The sequence below is a fragment of the Methanoculleus caldifontis genome, from assembly GCF_032842345.1.
Lineage (GTDB): Archaea > Halobacteriota > Methanomicrobia > Methanomicrobiales > Methanoculleaceae > Methanoculleus > Methanoculleus caldifontis.
The window spans coordinates 1,763,442-1,778,153 of record NZ_WBKO01000001.1; the positions used below are offsets into that span (position 1 = coordinate 1,763,442).

Annotated in this window: 15 protein-coding genes; 10 read left to right on the plus strand and 5 right to left on the minus strand. The window is 62.5% G+C overall.

Annotated elements, in window-relative coordinates:
- Positions 1 to 268: 268 nt before the first annotated feature.
- Together pth2 and truD are read left to right on the plus strand one after the other, a co-directional pair.
- On the plus strand, positions 269 to 631 hold the full coding sequence (gene pth2 / locus F8E02_RS08785; RefSeq protein WP_317065114.1) for a peptidyl-tRNA hydrolase Pth2: 363 nt from the start codon (positions 269 to 271) through the stop codon (positions 629 to 631).
- A complete protein-coding gene (gene truD / locus F8E02_RS08790; RefSeq protein ID WP_317065115.1) occupies positions 628 to 1,899 on the plus strand; it encodes a tRNA pseudouridine(13) synthase TruD in 1,272 nt (423 codons plus the stop codon). Before pth2 ends, truD begins: the two co-directional genes overlap by 4 nt.
- Before the next feature lie 146 nt (positions 1,900 to 2,045).
- Here the strand turns inward: truD and F8E02_RS08795 are convergent, their stop codons facing one another.
- The gene (locus F8E02_RS08795; RefSeq protein WP_317065116.1) at positions 2,046 to 2,738 is read right to left on the minus strand and encodes a RibD family protein; all 693 of its coding nucleotides are present in this window, start codon (positions 2,736 to 2,738) and stop codon (positions 2,046 to 2,048) included.
- A gap of 143 nt (positions 2,739 to 2,881) precedes the next feature.
- Between F8E02_RS08795 and F8E02_RS08800 the strand changes: the two genes are divergently transcribed.
- The gene (locus tag F8E02_RS08800; protein WP_317065117.1) at positions 2,882 to 3,514 is read left to right on the plus strand and encodes a CDP-alcohol phosphatidyltransferase family protein; all 633 of its coding nucleotides are present in this window, start codon (positions 2,882 to 2,884) and stop codon (positions 3,512 to 3,514) included.
- 418 nt (positions 3,515 to 3,932) lie between these two features.
- On the opposite strand, the gene artA is transcribed toward F8E02_RS08800, so the two are convergent.
- Entirely contained in the window at positions 3,933 to 4,763 is an 831-nt protein-coding gene (artA, locus tag F8E02_RS08805) for an archaeosortase A (protein ID WP_317065118.1), read from the minus strand.
- 127 nt (positions 4,764 to 4,890) lie between these two features.
- Between artA and F8E02_RS08810 the strand changes: the two genes are divergently transcribed.
- From F8E02_RS08810 to F8E02_RS08825, 4 genes are all read left to right on the plus strand, one after another.
- Positions 4,891 to 5,205 (plus strand): transcription factor S, encoded by a 315-nt coding sequence (locus tag F8E02_RS08810; protein WP_317065119.1) that lies wholly within the window; start codon positions 4,891 to 4,893, stop codon positions 5,203 to 5,205.
- 213 nt (positions 5,206 to 5,418) lie between these two features.
- A complete protein-coding gene (acs, locus tag F8E02_RS08815) occupies positions 5,419 to 7,317 on the plus strand; it encodes an acetate--CoA ligase (RefSeq protein WP_317065120.1) in 1,899 nt (632 codons plus the stop codon).
- A gap of 41 nt (positions 7,318 to 7,358) precedes the next feature.
- Positions 7,359 to 7,922 carry a TATA-box-binding protein gene (locus tag F8E02_RS08820; RefSeq protein WP_317065121.1) on the plus strand — a complete coding sequence of 188 codons (564 nt, stop codon included), beginning with the start codon at positions 7,359 to 7,361 and terminating at the stop codon, positions 7,920 to 7,922.
- Positions 7,923 to 8,184: 262 nt separating this feature from the next.
- Positions 8,185 to 8,565 carry an ArsR family transcriptional regulator gene (locus tag F8E02_RS08825; protein ID WP_317065122.1) on the plus strand — a complete coding sequence of 127 codons (381 nt, stop codon included), beginning with the start codon at positions 8,185 to 8,187 and terminating at the stop codon, positions 8,563 to 8,565.
- On the opposite strand, the gene rpiA is transcribed toward F8E02_RS08825, so the two are convergent.
- Both rpiA and surE read right to left on the minus strand, forming a co-directional pair.
- A complete protein-coding gene (gene rpiA, locus F8E02_RS08830) occupies positions 8,554 to 9,249 on the minus strand; it encodes a ribose-5-phosphate isomerase RpiA (protein WP_317065123.1) in 696 nt (231 codons plus the stop codon). The genes F8E02_RS08825 and rpiA overlap by 12 nt on opposite strands.
- A gap of 36 nt (positions 9,250 to 9,285) precedes the next feature.
- Positions 9,286 to 10,065, minus strand: coding sequence for a 5'/3'-nucleotidase SurE (surE, locus tag F8E02_RS08835; protein ID WP_317065124.1), 780 nt, complete (start codon positions 10,063 to 10,065; stop codon positions 9,286 to 9,288).
- An 83-nt stretch (positions 10,066 to 10,148) separates the two neighbouring features.
- Here surE and F8E02_RS08840 point away from each other — a divergent pair, with 83 nt between their 5' ends.
- Complete coding sequence (locus F8E02_RS08840; protein ID WP_317065125.1) at positions 10,149 to 11,036, plus strand: ATP-grasp domain-containing protein; 888 nt, start codon at positions 10,149 to 10,151, stop codon at positions 11,034 to 11,036.
- Complete coding sequence (locus F8E02_RS08845; protein WP_317065126.1) at positions 11,033 to 11,959, plus strand: hydantoinase/oxoprolinase family protein; 927 nt, start codon at positions 11,033 to 11,035, stop codon at positions 11,957 to 11,959. Before F8E02_RS08840 ends, F8E02_RS08845 begins: the two co-directional genes overlap by 4 nt.
- Positions 11,960 to 12,036: 77 nt before the next feature.
- Here F8E02_RS08845 and F8E02_RS08850 read toward each other — a convergent pair whose 3' ends face one another.
- The gene (locus F8E02_RS08850) at positions 12,037 to 12,642 is read right to left on the minus strand and encodes a hypothetical protein (protein ID WP_317065127.1); all 606 of its coding nucleotides are present in this window, start codon (positions 12,640 to 12,642) and stop codon (positions 12,037 to 12,039) included.
- A 415-nt stretch (positions 12,643 to 13,057) separates the two neighbouring features.
- Here F8E02_RS08850 and fdhF point away from each other — a divergent pair.
- The coding region (fdhF, locus tag F8E02_RS08855; RefSeq protein ID WP_317065128.1) for a formate dehydrogenase subunit alpha at positions 13,058 to 14,712 on the plus strand (1,655 nt) is incomplete at its 3' end.

The window sequence follows — 14,712 nt, forward strand, 5'->3', positions numbered from 1 at the left end:
GGCTTCGCGCTCTTCGCGTGAGACCTCGTCAGTATCCCTGCACTCAGCCTCACGCGAAGCCGCGAAGAACGCGAAGTGCAATTTATGGATGTAGGTGACTCCTCTCAGCACCTGCGGTGCTCCTGCTCCGCTTACGCTCGCATTGAGCGTGCGTCCATGAGGCATGACAGATATCCGCCTCCGCGCGGGAAGAGGCGGCGGCGCGTGTCTGTCCGGCGCCATCCCCATAGCTGTATATTTGACGGATCATGCCCCAGGTAGTACCGAAATGCCGGAAGAACGGGACTTTAAGTGGAAGCAGTGCCTGGTCGTGCGCGCCGACATCAAGATGAGCTGCGGCAAGAAGTGTGCGCAGATCGCCCACGCCGCCGTCGGCGCCTACGAGAAGGCCGACAAGATCGCGAAGAAGGCCTGGCTCGACGAGGGGCAGAAGAAAGTGGTGCTGAAGGTCTCGGCCGAACGGCAGCTCTTCGAGCTCAAGACGATCGCGGAGCGCGCGGGCATCCCCGCATCGATCATCCAGGATGCCGGGATGACCGAGATCCCGCCGGGAACCGTGACGGCGCTCGGCCTCGGACCCGCCCGCTCCGAGGACCTCGACCGGATCACCGGCGACCTCTCCCTGCTATGATGCCCTCGCCCTATCCCCTGGAACAGGAGCTCGGGATGCGCTACTACGCGTCCGGGGCACCCGGCATCGGCGGGCGGCTCCGGTCAACTCCCGCCGACTTCATCGTCGAAGAACTCCCGCTCCCGATCAGCGATCCGGATGGCCCTTTCCTCATCTGCCGGCTCACCAAGACGAACTGGGAACTCCAGCGGGCGGTCAAGGAGATCGCAAAGCAGCTCGGGATCAGCCACCGGCGGATCGCCTGGGCGGGGACCAAGGACAAGAACGCGGTGACCACCCAGTACCTCTCGCTCTACGAGGTTCCGCCCGAGGCGATAGAGCACGTACACCTCAAGGACATCTCGCTTGAGGTCGTGGGGCGGTCGCAGCACCCGCTCGCTCTCGGCGGCCTCGCGGGGAACCGGTTCGATATCGTCATCCGCGACTGCGCCGCGGAGGGCCTTGCCGAACGGGTGCGGGCGGCCACAGAGGTCGCTTCCGCCGGAATACCGAACTATTACGGCTTGCAGCGGTTCGGCGTCGTCCGGCCGGTCACGCATCTTGTCGGCGAGAGTATCCTTCGCGGGGACTACGAAGGTGCCGTGGTCACCTACATCGGCCGGGCATACCCTCTCGAATCGGAGGAGGCGCAGCGGGCGCGGAGCCGGTTCGCCGAGGACCGGGACGCAAAAGCCGCGCTCGCCGCTCTCCCCGTCCAGATGACCTACGAGCGGGCGATGGCGAACCATCTCGCCGGAAACCCCGGCGATTACGCCGGTGCGCTCCGGGTCCTCCCGCCGAAACTCCTCTCGCTCCTCGTAAGCGCGTTCCAGTCCTACCTCTTCAACTGCGCGCTCTCCCGCCGCATCGAGGCCGGCCTCTCGCTCGCCGAGCCCGAGGTCGGGGACCGGCTGCTCTTCTCGAACGGCCGCGAGGATATCGTCTCGGCGCGGAACCGGCAGGCGGCCCTGCTCCAGATCCGCCGCGGCCGGTGCCGGATCGCCATATTCGTTCCGGGGGCGGAGCCGGTGACGCCGCACGGCCGGACCGACGAGGTGATGCAGGACCTGATGCGCGAGCGGGGTATCGGCGCTGAGGACTTCGAGCGTGCCTCCCGGTTCGTGGCGACGAAATTTGCCGGCGCTCTCCGGCCGATCGCGCTCTCGACGGAGGTGGAAGCGGAGGTATCGGGCGCGAACGTCCGTCTCCGGTTCACGCTTCCTCCCGGCCACTACGCGACGACGGTCTGCCGCGAGTACATGAAGGCCGACCCCTACGTCATGATCTGACGGCCGGAATCGCAAAGGCCTCGCGGAATAGCCTCCCGGGGCCACATCACCCACCATCTTCATCGATACCGGGAGAACCTGGGGGGGTCCTGTCTTTGCGTGAGACTCCAGGGCCGCGTGGAACTATTTTACGGAGCAAAAAAGGGTTAGTCGCTGGAACTCTCCCCGTAGAGGACGTTCCACTCGGTGACCAGGTTACTCCCGCACATGAAGCACTGCTTCAGGGAGAGCCGGATCATCTCGTTCTCGGTCTCGATATGCATGCCGCCGACGAGTGAGGGGGTATCGGCGCCCCCGACGATGAACGGCAGGTGGATCAGGCGGATCTCGTCCACCAGGCGGTGGTTTAACATCGACCAGTTCAGCGTCGGCCCGCCCTCGATCATCATCCGGTCGACGCCGTAATCCGTCTTCAAGATCCGCATCAGTTCCGGGAGATCGACCCCGTCGGTCCCTGTAACGACGATATCGACGCCACACGCCCGGAGCCGGGCAACATTCTCCTCCGGTGCGTTGGCGCAGACGGCGATGACCGTCCGGGCGTCGGGGCCGAGCACGTTCGCGTCCGGCGGAAGATCCGCCTGGCTGCACGGGATGACCCGGAGCGGGCTCTTCCCCTCGACCAGCCGGACCGTCAGGAAGGAATTGTCGATCCTGATCGTGTTTGCCCCGACCATGATGGCGTCGCACTCCGCCCGGGTCCGGTGGAGGAGGATCTCGGTCTCGGGCGCCATGTACTTCATGAGGATCTTGCTTGAGGCCCCGCGCTTCAGAGTGAGCTTCCCGTCGACGGTGATCTCCGACATCATGAGCACGTGCGGTCTGTCGTGAACAACCATTGGACTTCCTTCCCGCAGATCTATCTGGCGGCAGCATTTATGAATATGGTGATTCTGGAACGTATGCGCCGTTCGAGGTGAGGAGGTACCTTCCTGCGGGGTAGAGCAAAGGTTAAACCCCTCACGGGATGATAAAGTATGCGATGAATATAACCTCGCTGCGGCCGAAATTCATCAAATATACGGAGCCAGTCGCGTCGTTTTTTATACGACTGGGCGTTACGCCAAACCAGGTCTCGCTCCTCTCCGTGCTCTTCGGCTTCTCGTGCGCACTCGCCTACTCCCAGCGGTACTTTCTTGCGGGCAGCCTGCTGCTGGTCGTCTCGGCGATCCTCGACCTCGTGGACGGCAACGTCGCCCGCAGGAACCACTCCGAGAGCAAGTTCGGTGCCGTCCTCGACTGGGTCGCCGATAAATACGTCGATGCAGCGGTCATCCTGGGCGTGGGGTTCGCCGGCATCCCCATCATCAGCCAGTTTGTAGCCGTCCCGCCGGTCTTCGACTTCGGCGTCGTGGGGCTGGCGCTCGCCGGGTCGCTGATCAATACCTTCATCAAGCCGGTCACCTACGCCGAGATCGGCTATACGGAGAGAGTCGCCGGGAAGATCGAGGACCCCCTCGAGGGAGTCGGCTTCTTCGGGCGGCCCGAGACCGTCCTCGTGCTGGTGCTCGGCGGCGTGACCGGGTACATCTGGGCCGCGATCCTCCTCATCGCAGTCTGCACGAACCTCTCGGCGGTGCAGCGGATCTTCTACCTCTACCGGCAGTACTCCTGAACGGGGACTGCTTTCCTCGTTTTTTCTTCACGTTTCAGATTGGGAGATATGTCCTGCCCAATACCCGTCGTCCACGAAGATCGGCGACACTAACTCCGACCGGAGGTATCCCCTGAGCCGGCAGGCGTGAATTGGCAGTGCCTCGCGCGAAGGGAGTTGCAGCATCCCTCTACCAGCCTTCGCGTCCTTCGCGCCTTCGTGTGAGACTATGTACAAGGGTAATGATAAGGCCTCACGCGAAAGACGTGAAGCCGCGAAGTGCGATGTTCCGTGAGGAGCGGAGCATGAGAAGGCATCAGGTGCGAGGTGCGAACGAAGCGAGATTCACCGAGAGGTGTGAAGTGCGATGCCCCGGACCCGTGGAGGCATGCAACGGTAACCACGGGCCCTGGCCGGGAGGGGCCTCCGCCGGTTCCTGTCAGGGCTGGAGATCGGACCGCGCGGCCTTCGGCCGGAGGATCCGTTCCACCTCGCTCCTGTAGAGCCGGTAGAGGTTGTCGGCGAGGGTGCCGAGTTCGGGAAGGACCATGAAGAGGGCGTAGGCGAGGACGACGAGGAAGACGAGCGCTCCCAGTTCGGCCATGACATTATGCGCCCAGAAGAAACTCTCGTACCCGAACTCGCCGTTGCCGGCGATCTGGGGGAGGAAGGGGAACCACTGCTCGGTATACGCCGTGATCACGAAGACGTTCCGGACGATGTTTAAGACGTAGATCGTCGGGAAGACCACGAGAAACCCGATGACCTTCTGCCGGAGCGTCGACTGCACGCCCCAGGCGACGCCGAGCATGATCGCGATGCTCTGAATCCCCGTGCAGGCGAGGATGATCTCGGTCCTGAAGCCGTTGCGCTCCACCAGGTTCCAGGCGTCCAGGTTCACGGGGTACCCGACCGCCGCAAGCGCCGCGGACGTCTGGTTCACGACGATCGCGATGAGCCAGTCCCCGAGTGCCGGGATGTAGGCGAAGGGAGCGAAGATCAGGAACGCCACGGCCGCGATCCCCGAGAGCTGCATCACCCGCGGATCGCCAAGGAGCAGATATTTGATGGTGATATAGAGGAAGGGGACCGAGAGCAGGGCTATTATCGGATACATGAAGTTATTGAGGGAGAAGTAGTAGGGGAGCTCAAGGAAGAGGTATCCGACGATGCTTGCCCAGCCGCCGACGGCAAAGTACTTCCGGAACCGGCCCGGGACAAGAAAGGCGAGAAAGCAGATGCAGGAGATCAGCACCAGGTAATCCTTCATCCTTTACCCATCGGCGTAACCGGCAATAAAGCATTTGTGCGCCCGATCCGGTCGCGCCGCCGGTTGCGCGGTCCCGGCCATACGGCAAGGCCAAGGGTTAATTTTGATCGGTATCCCATTCATAATAATGATGTTCTGTCCACAGTGCAAAGGCCTGATGATATCGTCCGGGGGTCAGCTGAAGTGCAAAAAATGCGGTTATATCAGGGAGATCAACGACCTCGACCGGTTGAGGAAGACAGACAAACGTGTGGAGAAGGAGATCACCATCGTTGACGAAGAGGATAAGATAGCAACCCTTCCGACCGCGAGCATCAAATGTCCCGAGTGCGACTGCCTGACGGCATACTGGTGGCTGCGGCAGCTGCGGGCGGCAGATGAGAGCGAGGTCCGGTTCTTCCGCTGCACGGCCTGCGGGAAGACCTGGCGCGAATACGACTAAATCCCGGGCGTAAGCCCCGTATCCCTCTTCTTTGCCCGTATCTTTACGGGGACCGCTATCTGACCCCCATACAGGCGATGACGTAGTCCACAGTTTGACCGGGAGGTTTTCCCCGCCCGCTGCCGGGTGGTGCCTCTCTGGTGCATCCGCCTCCTCAACCAGAATGTTGATATACAATATACATTATTAATAATGTATAATAGGGGCGACAAGATGGCTGATAATTTCAATGTCAGACTCGATGAGGTGAAGTACTACACCCCTGATGCCTGCTGCAAGGAGCAGTCCTGGATAGGCGACTACAACCGGACCTACCAGGCGTTCCTGGCCGACCCCGATGGGTTCTGGGACGGCATCGCCCGGGAGCTCGACTGGTTTCAGCCCTGGGACCGGGTGAAGGAGTGGAACTACCCGTATGCCCGGTGGTTCCTGAACGGAAAGCTCAACATCACCCACAACTGCCTGGACCGCCACGCCCACAGCCAGCGGCGGAACAAGGTCGCTCTCATGTGGCGTGGCGAGGACGAGGGTGACGAGCAGATCTACACCTACCGCCAGCTCCACCAGGCGGTCTGCCGGTTCGCAAACGGCTTGAAGCGCCTCGGCGTCGGCAAAGGCGACCGGGTCTGCATCTACATGCCGGTGGTACCCGAGCAGGTCATCGCGATGCTCGCCTGCGCCCGGATCGGAGCCATCCACTCCGTCGTCTTCGGCGGGTTCGGGGTCAACGCGCTCAACCAGCGGATCAGGGGCATCGAGGCGAAGGTGGTCATCACCGCCGACGTCACCTACCGGCGCGGGAAGGCCATCCCGCTCAAGAACATCGTCGAGGAGGCGGTCGTGAGCGCCCCGAGCGTCGAGCGGATCGTCATCCTCCGGCGCGACACAGACAAACCCGTCGAACTCCACCCCGAGATGGAAGTGGACTACTACGACCTGACGGAAGGCGTGGACCGGGAGTGTCCGGCGGAGCCGATGGATGCCGAGGACCCGCTCTTCATCCTCTACACGAGCGGCACCACGGGGTCCCCGAAGGGTATCGTCCACACCTGCGGCGGCTACACCGTCGGGACCTACTACACGACGAAGTACGTCTTCGACGTCAAGGACAGCGACGTCTACTGGTGCACCGCCGACCCCGGCTGGATCACCGGCCACAGCTACGGCGTCTACGGGCCGCTCCTGAACGGGGCCACCTGCCTCATCGCCGAAGCGACCCCCGACTACCCGGACCCGGGCACCTGGTGGAACCTGATCGAGGAGTATGGTGTCACCATCTTCTACACCGCTCCGACCGCCATCCGGATGTTCATGCGGGTAGGCGAGGAGTGGCCGAACCGCTGCAACCTCTCGTCGCTGCGCGTGCTCGGCTCCGTCGGCGAGCCGCTCAACCCGGAGGCGTTCGAGTGGTACTACCGCACTATCGGCAAGGACCGGTGCCCCATCGTGGACACCTGGTGGCAGACCGAGACCGGGATGCACATGCTGACCACGATGATCGGTGAACCCATGCGCCCCGGATTCGTGGGCAAGCCGATCCCCGGCGTCGTCGCGGATGTCGTCGATATGGAGGGCAACTCATGCCCGCCGGGGACCGGCGGCCTCCTGGTCGTCAAGGAGCCCTGGCCCTCGATGATGCGGACGGTCTGGAACGACGACGAGCGGTACCGCAAGTACTGGAACACCATTCCCGGTTGCTACACGGCCGCCGACCTCGCGGTGAAGGATAAAGACGGCTACATCATGGTCATCGGGCGGTCGGACGACCTGATCGTCGTCGCCGGGCACAACATCGGGACCGCAGAGGTCGAGAGCGCGCTCGTCTCCCACGAAGCCGTCGCGGAGGCCGCCGTCATCGGGAAACCCGACGCCATGAAGGGGAACGTCATCAAAGCCTTCGTCATCCTCAAGGACGGCCGCCAGCCTGGAGACAAGCTGAAGAACGACCTCGTCTACCACGTCCGGATGACGCTCGGCCCCATCGCCATACCCTCCGAGATCGAGTTCGTCCAGTCGCTCCCCAAGACCCGGAGCGGCAAGATCATGAGGCGCGTCTTAAAAGCGCAGGAACTGGGTATGGACCCCGGAGACATCTCCACCCTGGAGGAATAACCAACCAACCCTTTATATACTCTTTTATATATCTTATAAATATGAATGAGCACAGTCCAGAGGAGTCCCTCAAGATAGAAAATATCGTTGCTTCGGCGAAAGTGACGGATTCTCTTGATCTCCCCTCTCTTGCCTCGCAGCTGAAGGATGCGGAATACAATAAAAAACGGTTTCCCGGAGTCGTTCTCCGGATGCAGGACCCAAAGATCGCCGCGCTCGTCTTCGGCTCCGGCAAGGTCGTCCTGACGGGTGCTAAAAGCATCGACAGTCTCTCGCGTGGCCTCCAGATCCTCGGCGACCAGCTCCGGGCGCTCGGTATCGACATTCCCGAGAACCTGACTTACAAGATCCAGAATATCGTCACGTCCGCGGATCTCGGCACGCCGATCAACTTAAACAAGATCGCCGTGGGCTTCAACCTGGACCGCATCGAGTACGAGCCCGAACAGTTCCCCGGGCTGGTCTACCGGCTCGACGACCCGAAGGTGGTCGTCCTCCTCTTTGGTTCCGGCAAACTGATCATCACCGGCGGCAAGGTGCCCGAAGACGCGAGGCGTGCGGTTCAGCGGATCCTCTCCGAGCTCTCCAGTCTCGGCCTCATCTGAACTCCATCGAATAATCTCTTTTTTGGGCAGTCCGGCGCGAACGAAGTACCGGAGGTGCCGTGGAGGCGTAATCTATTCCCTCTCCCGGAGGCCACCCCCTCACCGCCGAAATGAGCGCGGTCAGGCAAAGAACAAGCGTATCCTATCGGTGCAATGCTGCATCGATTCTCTTAAAACCATCACAATCGCAAAATCTCCCATTGAAATAATAATATTTTTATAGTCAGATTTAAAACAATAACTACTGCCTGATGGTGAACGGATGAGGTCAGATAAGGTACGATATTTTACGCCACGCGATGAGGAACTTGCCGAACTCCTCATAGGTATCGGCATCAAGAGAAACGTCTCGAAAGTGCTTGTTTATCTTGCAAACATCGAGGAGGCAACATCCCGCGACATCGAGCGGGGCACCGATCTCCGCCAGCCCGAGGTCAGCATCGCCATGCGCTACCTCAAGGAATGCGACTGGGTGGACACCCGCGAGAGCAAATCCGAGAGTAAAGGCCGGCCGGTGAAGATCTACATGCTCTCGCGCCCGATAACGGAGATCATGGATACGATCGAGAAAGAAAAGAAGAGAGAAGCCCGCCACCAGCTAGACCTTATCCAGAAGATGCGTGAATGCATCTCAACGCAGTGATACGACGCGGCACCCCTTCTCCTCACCAACGATGACCGTTATCTTTTCTCCGTAGGCGGTAAAGAGACCGCACTCCAGCGCTCCGGGGATGGCGGCTATTTTTGCCTCCAGGTCCCGGGGCGAACCGATCGTCCCGAAGCTGCAGTCGAGGATGAAGTTGCCGTTGTCGGTCACGACCGGGCCGTCTTTCTTCACCCCTTCCCGCATCGTCGGAACGGCGCCGAGGAGGGAGAGCCGCCGGGAGACCGACGTGGAGGCGAACGGGAGCACCTCGACCGGGACGAGCGCATCGAAGGTCTCCACCATCTTCGTCGGATCGACGACGATGATCACTCTCCGGGCCGCGTCTGCGACGCATTTCTCCCGGAGGAGCGCCGCCCCCCGCCCCTTGATCAGGTTGCCGGCCGGGTCGACCTGGTCGGCTCCGTCGATCGCGATATCGATCTCCGGGTGCTCGTCGAGGCTCGTGAGCGGGATCCCGTACTCGCGTGCCCGGATTGCCGCCTGGTAGGACGTCGGGACGCCGGCGATCGAAAGGCCGTCTCGTCGAATCCGCTCGCCCAGCCGCTCCATCGCAAAGAAGACCGTCGAGCCGGTGCCGAGACCGACGACCATCCCGTCCTCGACCATTCCTGCCGCCTGATACCCTGCGTTCCGCTTCGACTCTGTCTGCGGTGTACTCATGATCACTCTTCGCCGTTCATCCAGATAGCCATGCCGTCAGGGGAAGATGCCTCTGAGGGCATCCGTGGCCCCGAACGCCGTGCAGTCGAGCGTGATGGGCGTGATGGAGACGTTGCCCTTCTGCACCGCATGCACGTCGGTCCCTTCTTCCGCATCCTCGTGCAGGGGCCCGTCGATCCAGTAGTAGGGGCGCCCGCGGGGGTCGAGGCGCTCCTCCACGCCGGTGTAGAAGAGTTTCTCGGCAAGGCGGGTGATCTCGTAGCCGCCGCGCACCGATGCCGGGATGTTCACGTTGATGACGTGAGCGTTCTCCGGGAACCCGTTTGTGAGGACCCGCTCGCAGACCTCGCGGACGACGCGCCTCGCGTCGCTGAACCGGTCGGCGACGCGTGACGGGTCGTCGAACTTGTCGCCCTGATCCTCCACCTGGAGCGAGAATGCAAGGGACGGCACTCCCTGGTTGGACGCTTCCAGGGCCGCGCCGACGGTGCCCGAGGTCATGATGGACTCGTAGGAGAGGTTCTCGCCGATGTTGATCCCGCTGACCACGAGGTCCGGGTTCAGGTGCAGCGCAAAGAGCCCTATGATCACGGAGTCGGTCGGTTTCCCGCCGACCGAGTACGCCGGCACCCCGTTCATCGTCACTTTGTTCGCGCGGATCGGCTCGAAGATGGAGATCGACCGCCCTACGGCGCTCTGCTGGGTGGCGGGAGCGACCACCGTGACGTCTGCGATCGGTGCGAGCGCATCGTATGCCGCCCAGAGCCCTACTGACGTAATCCCATCATCGTTGGTGAGCATAATCTTCGGCTTCATTCTTGTCTATAGGGATGGCGTCCGCGCATCAAAAACCTGCCCGATCGTCAGGGTCAAGTGCCTGGCGACCAACCTCTACTACGATGAAGGCGATTCTTGCCGAATACTCCGTATGCAACGACCCTGAGCTTGCGCCCGAGGGTGCCGCGATGCTCTCGGTGCTCAGCGCAAGCTTCGAGCGGTGCGGTTACGACGTGGTGACCCCGGAAGGACCCGACTTCGAGGGTGAGATCCGGAGGCTCGCACCGGGGTGCGACGTAGGCCTGGTCATCGCGCCGGACCACCTCATCTTCCGGTACACGCACCTTATCGAGCAATTCACCCATAACATCGGGTGTGGAAGCATGAATGCGGCGGTCTGCGCGAATAAGCAGCGGACGGCAGCAATCCTCTCCCGGCACGGCATCCCGGTCCCGCCCGCACCGGGAGAGGGGAAGAGGGTCGTCAAGCCGATCACGGGCTGCGGGGCCGTGGGGGTCAGGCTGACGGACGAGGAGCCGGGCGCCGGCGAGTTTGCCGAGGCATACATCGAAGGGGAGGCCCTGAGCGTGAGCCTGGTGGGGAGCCGGGTGACCGGCAACGTCTGCGAGTTCCACTCGGGCAACCCGCCGCTCCTGCTTGCGATAAACCGGCAGGAGATCGCCGTCGGCGACGACGGGCATCTCCGGTATCTCGGCGGAGAGACGCCGGTCCACCCCGACCGCGAGGAGGAGATCGTCGATGTCGCCGTCCAGGCGATGAACGTCCTCGGCTGCCAGGGGTATGCCGGGATCGACGTCGTCGTCGGCGACCGGGTCTACGTGGTGGACGTCAACCCGAGGCCCACGACCAGCCTGGTCGGGATCGCGGCGGTCATGGAGGAGGAGATAGCCGAGATCCTCGTTGCGGCGTCGCGTGGTAAAGGGCCGGCAGAGGTCCATCTTTCAGGAAGAGTCCTCTTTGACAAAGACGGGAGGATCAGCCGGGTATGATAGGGATCGATATCGGCGGAGCGAACCTCAAGGTCGTCGACGACGACGGGGTGCATATTCACTACTGTCCTCTCTGGCAGGGTGCGCCGCTCGCGGATCTCCTGGAGCCCTACGCGGAGCCTGCTGCCGTGGTGATGAGCGGCGAGCTCGCGGACTGCTTTGTGAACAAGATGGAGGGGATAGAGTGGATCGTGGGGGCCGTCCGAACGGTCGTCCCGGACGCCGCCTTCTACGGGACCGACGCGGCGTTTCATACCCGGCCCGTCCCGGCTCTCGCGGCCGCGAACTGGCTGGCCTCGGCAGATTACCTGCGGGAGGAGTATCCCGATGCGGTCCTCCTCGACGTGGGGAGCACCACCGCCGACATCATTCCCCTCAACGACTTCGAGAGTCTCAAGGGCCTGACCGACACCCGGCGGCTGCAGAAGCAGTACCTCGTCTATACCGGGATGCTCCGAACGAACGTCGCCACGATCCTCTCTTCAGTCACGCTGGACGGGAGAGTGACCCCGGTGAGCACCGAGTACTTCGCTGCAAGCGCCGACGCACATCTCGTGCTCGGTCACATCGCCCCGGAGGACTACACCTGCCCGGCACCCGACAACGGCGAGAAGACCGCGGATGCGGCGCTCCGGAGGCTTGCCCGCGTCGTCTGCGCGGACCTCGACGAGATCGGGAACTCCGGCGCCGTTCAGGTGGCCCGGCAGTTCTGGGAGGCTCAGCGGACACTGATCGTTCGTGCGGTGGGGCGCGCACTCTTCCAGAGCGGAGCCGAACAGGTGATCGCGGCCGGGATCGGGGCCGACCTCTTCGCCCGCGAACTGAGCTGCACCACGCTGGATAGGGAGATCGGGTCGGTCTCGGACGCGCTGCCGGCGTACGCCGTCAGGGAGGTGGCGTTACGGCGGGCCGCAGGGGACTGACCATCCTCCTGCTGGCGATATCGGTCGCCATCACGGGGGTTTCGCTCGCCCTCGGCTTCCCGTTCTTCTTCCTCTTCCTATTCATACCGCTGATACCGCTCTTCGGGAGACCGCCTGCCCGAGCCCGAAAGCGCTGCCCGGCCTGCGGGTGGGAAACCGCAGGCAGCGAGCGCTTCTGCCCCTACGATGGGATAGCTCTCGCGTCCGAGGGCGGAGATGGCGAGGTTCAGCAGCGAGAAGGGTAGCGGGAGACCGAAGAGTTCGGTTACCGGGATCTTGCCGAAGTCGCGGGAGGCGTAGTTCCGGATGGTCCCCCGGTCGACGACGATCCCCATCGCACGGAGGTACTCCGCCACCCGGTTGAACGGCATTCTTTGCGCCAGAACGAGGCAGAAGTCGACGACGGGCGCAGCAAGCCGGGTGTCGGGGTAGAACGGCGCGTCGGCGTAGCAGAGGGCACCGCATTGCCTGCAGTAGAATCTCTTCACGTGGACACGGATCGTCTGCTCCTTCCCATTATCGAGCAGGACAGCGAACCGCTTTTCCCGGAAGTCGTGTCCGGTGACCGGGCCGCCGCACGACGGACAGGCGTCGAGTTCGGTGAACTTCACGCCGTCCATCGACGCCAGAGCGTTCCCCACCAGGTCCACGAGCATCGGCGAGATCAGGATCTTCTTCTTCACGGTTGCGCTCCTCTCCCTGTGCAGATATATAATCGGTGTAGGATTCCACCGATAATAACATCTTCTCTCAGATAGGAAAGACGACTGGTGCAAGGCACGGCGGTCGTTTCAGGTCTCTTAAGGCATCTTTCGGATATCGGGACTCCTGCTCCCGGTTCGGCCGCAGGCATCGTTCTGCTCTGGAGGCGGCCCCTGAACCCCGCCCGGAGATCGGTTTATCACTTATATCTGCTCTCCATCGACACCCGAACCCGGATTTTCCCGGGTGAGGCCCGGTTAATGGTCAAAAGAGGTGATACAGGTGGATATTCGCCTTTTCATACTCCCGATAAGGACGGGGCAGATCCGGTTAACCACGTCCATTTAAGTAGCTTAACCACAGATAAACGGTTCGCCATAGAGGTGTGGTAAAAACATGACGTTGAATTATGTAGCTACGACGTGCCCTTACTGCGGAACAGGCTGCAGTTTCAACCTTGTCGTCCAGGACGGGAAGGTTGTCGGCACGGCACCGTACCGCCGCTCGCCCGTCAACGAGGGGAAGGTCTGCCCCAAGGGCACCTACGCTCACGAGTTCGTGAACAGTCCCGACCGCCTGACGAAGCCGCTCATCAAGAAGGACGGCAAGTTCGTCGAGGCGACCTGGGACGAGGCGTACGACCTGATCGCACAGAAGTTCAAGTCCTACAAGCCTGACGAGTTTGCAGCGCTCGCATCGGCAAGGGTCTCGAACGAGGAGAACTACGCGCTGATGAAGTTCGCCCGCGGCGTCATGAAGACCCGGCACATCGACCACTGCGCCCGGCTCTGCCACGCGTCCACCGTCGCCGGCCTCGCCGCCTCGTTCGGCTCCGGCGCGATGACCAACTCCATCGGCGACATCGCCGAATCGAAGTGTCTCTTCATCCTGGGCTCCAACACCTTCGAGCAGCACCCGCTCATCGGTCGCAGGGTCGTCCAGGCCAAGCAGAACGGCGCGAAGATCATCTACGCCGACCCGCGCTACACCGCGACCGCCCGCCAGGCCGACCTCTACATGGCCTTCGTCTCCGGCACCGACGTGGCCATCTTAAACGGCCTGATGCAGGAGATCATCAAGAACGGCTGGGAAGACAAGGAGTTCATCGCCACCCGGACGAAGGACTACGAGAAACTCAAGGAAGTCGTCATGAAGGAGGACTACAGCCTTGAGAACGTCTCGAAGATCTCCGGCATCCCGGTCGACCAGCTCAAGCAGACCGCCGAGTGGCTCGGCACCTGCAAGCCCGGCGCGATCCTCTACTCGATGGGCATCACCCAGCACACCACCGGTGTCGACAACGTCAAGTCGGTGGCCAACATCCAGATGCTCCTCGGCAACCTGGGCAAGCCCGGCGCCGGCGTGAACGCGCTCCGTGGCCAGAACAACGTCCAGGGCGCCTGCGACATGGGTGCACTCCCGGTCGTCTTCACCGGCTACCAGAAGGTCATCGACGAGGCCGCCCACAAGAAGTTCGCCGACGCCTGGGGCTTCCCCGACGGCATCTGCGAGCCCAAGAACGGCTACGAGGTCACCGTCATGATGGACGTCCTGACCGACAAGCCCGGCGAACTCAAGTGCATGTACATCATGGGCGAGAACCCGATGCTCTCCGACCCGGACCTGACCCACGTCAAGCATGCCCTCGAGAGCCTTGAATTCCTGGTCGTCCAGGATATCTTCATGACCGAGACCGCTGCGATGGCCGACGTCGTCCTGCCCGCCGCCTGCTACGCAGAGCGCGACGGCACCCAGACCTCCACCGAGCGGCGTGTCCAGATGTGGCGCAAGGCCCAGGAAGCCCCCGGCGAGGCGAAACTCGACTGGCAGATCATCAGCGAACTCGCCGCAAAGATGGGCTACGCCAAGCAGTTCCCCTACCAGAGCGCCGAGGAGATCTTCACTGAGATCGCCGCCGTCACCCCGTCCTACCACGGCATGAACTACGAGCGGCTCAACAGGCCCGAAGCCCTCCACTGGCCCTGCCCTGCGGCCGACCACCCCGGCACCCCGATCCTCCACACGGCGAAGTTCGCCCACCCCGATGGTCT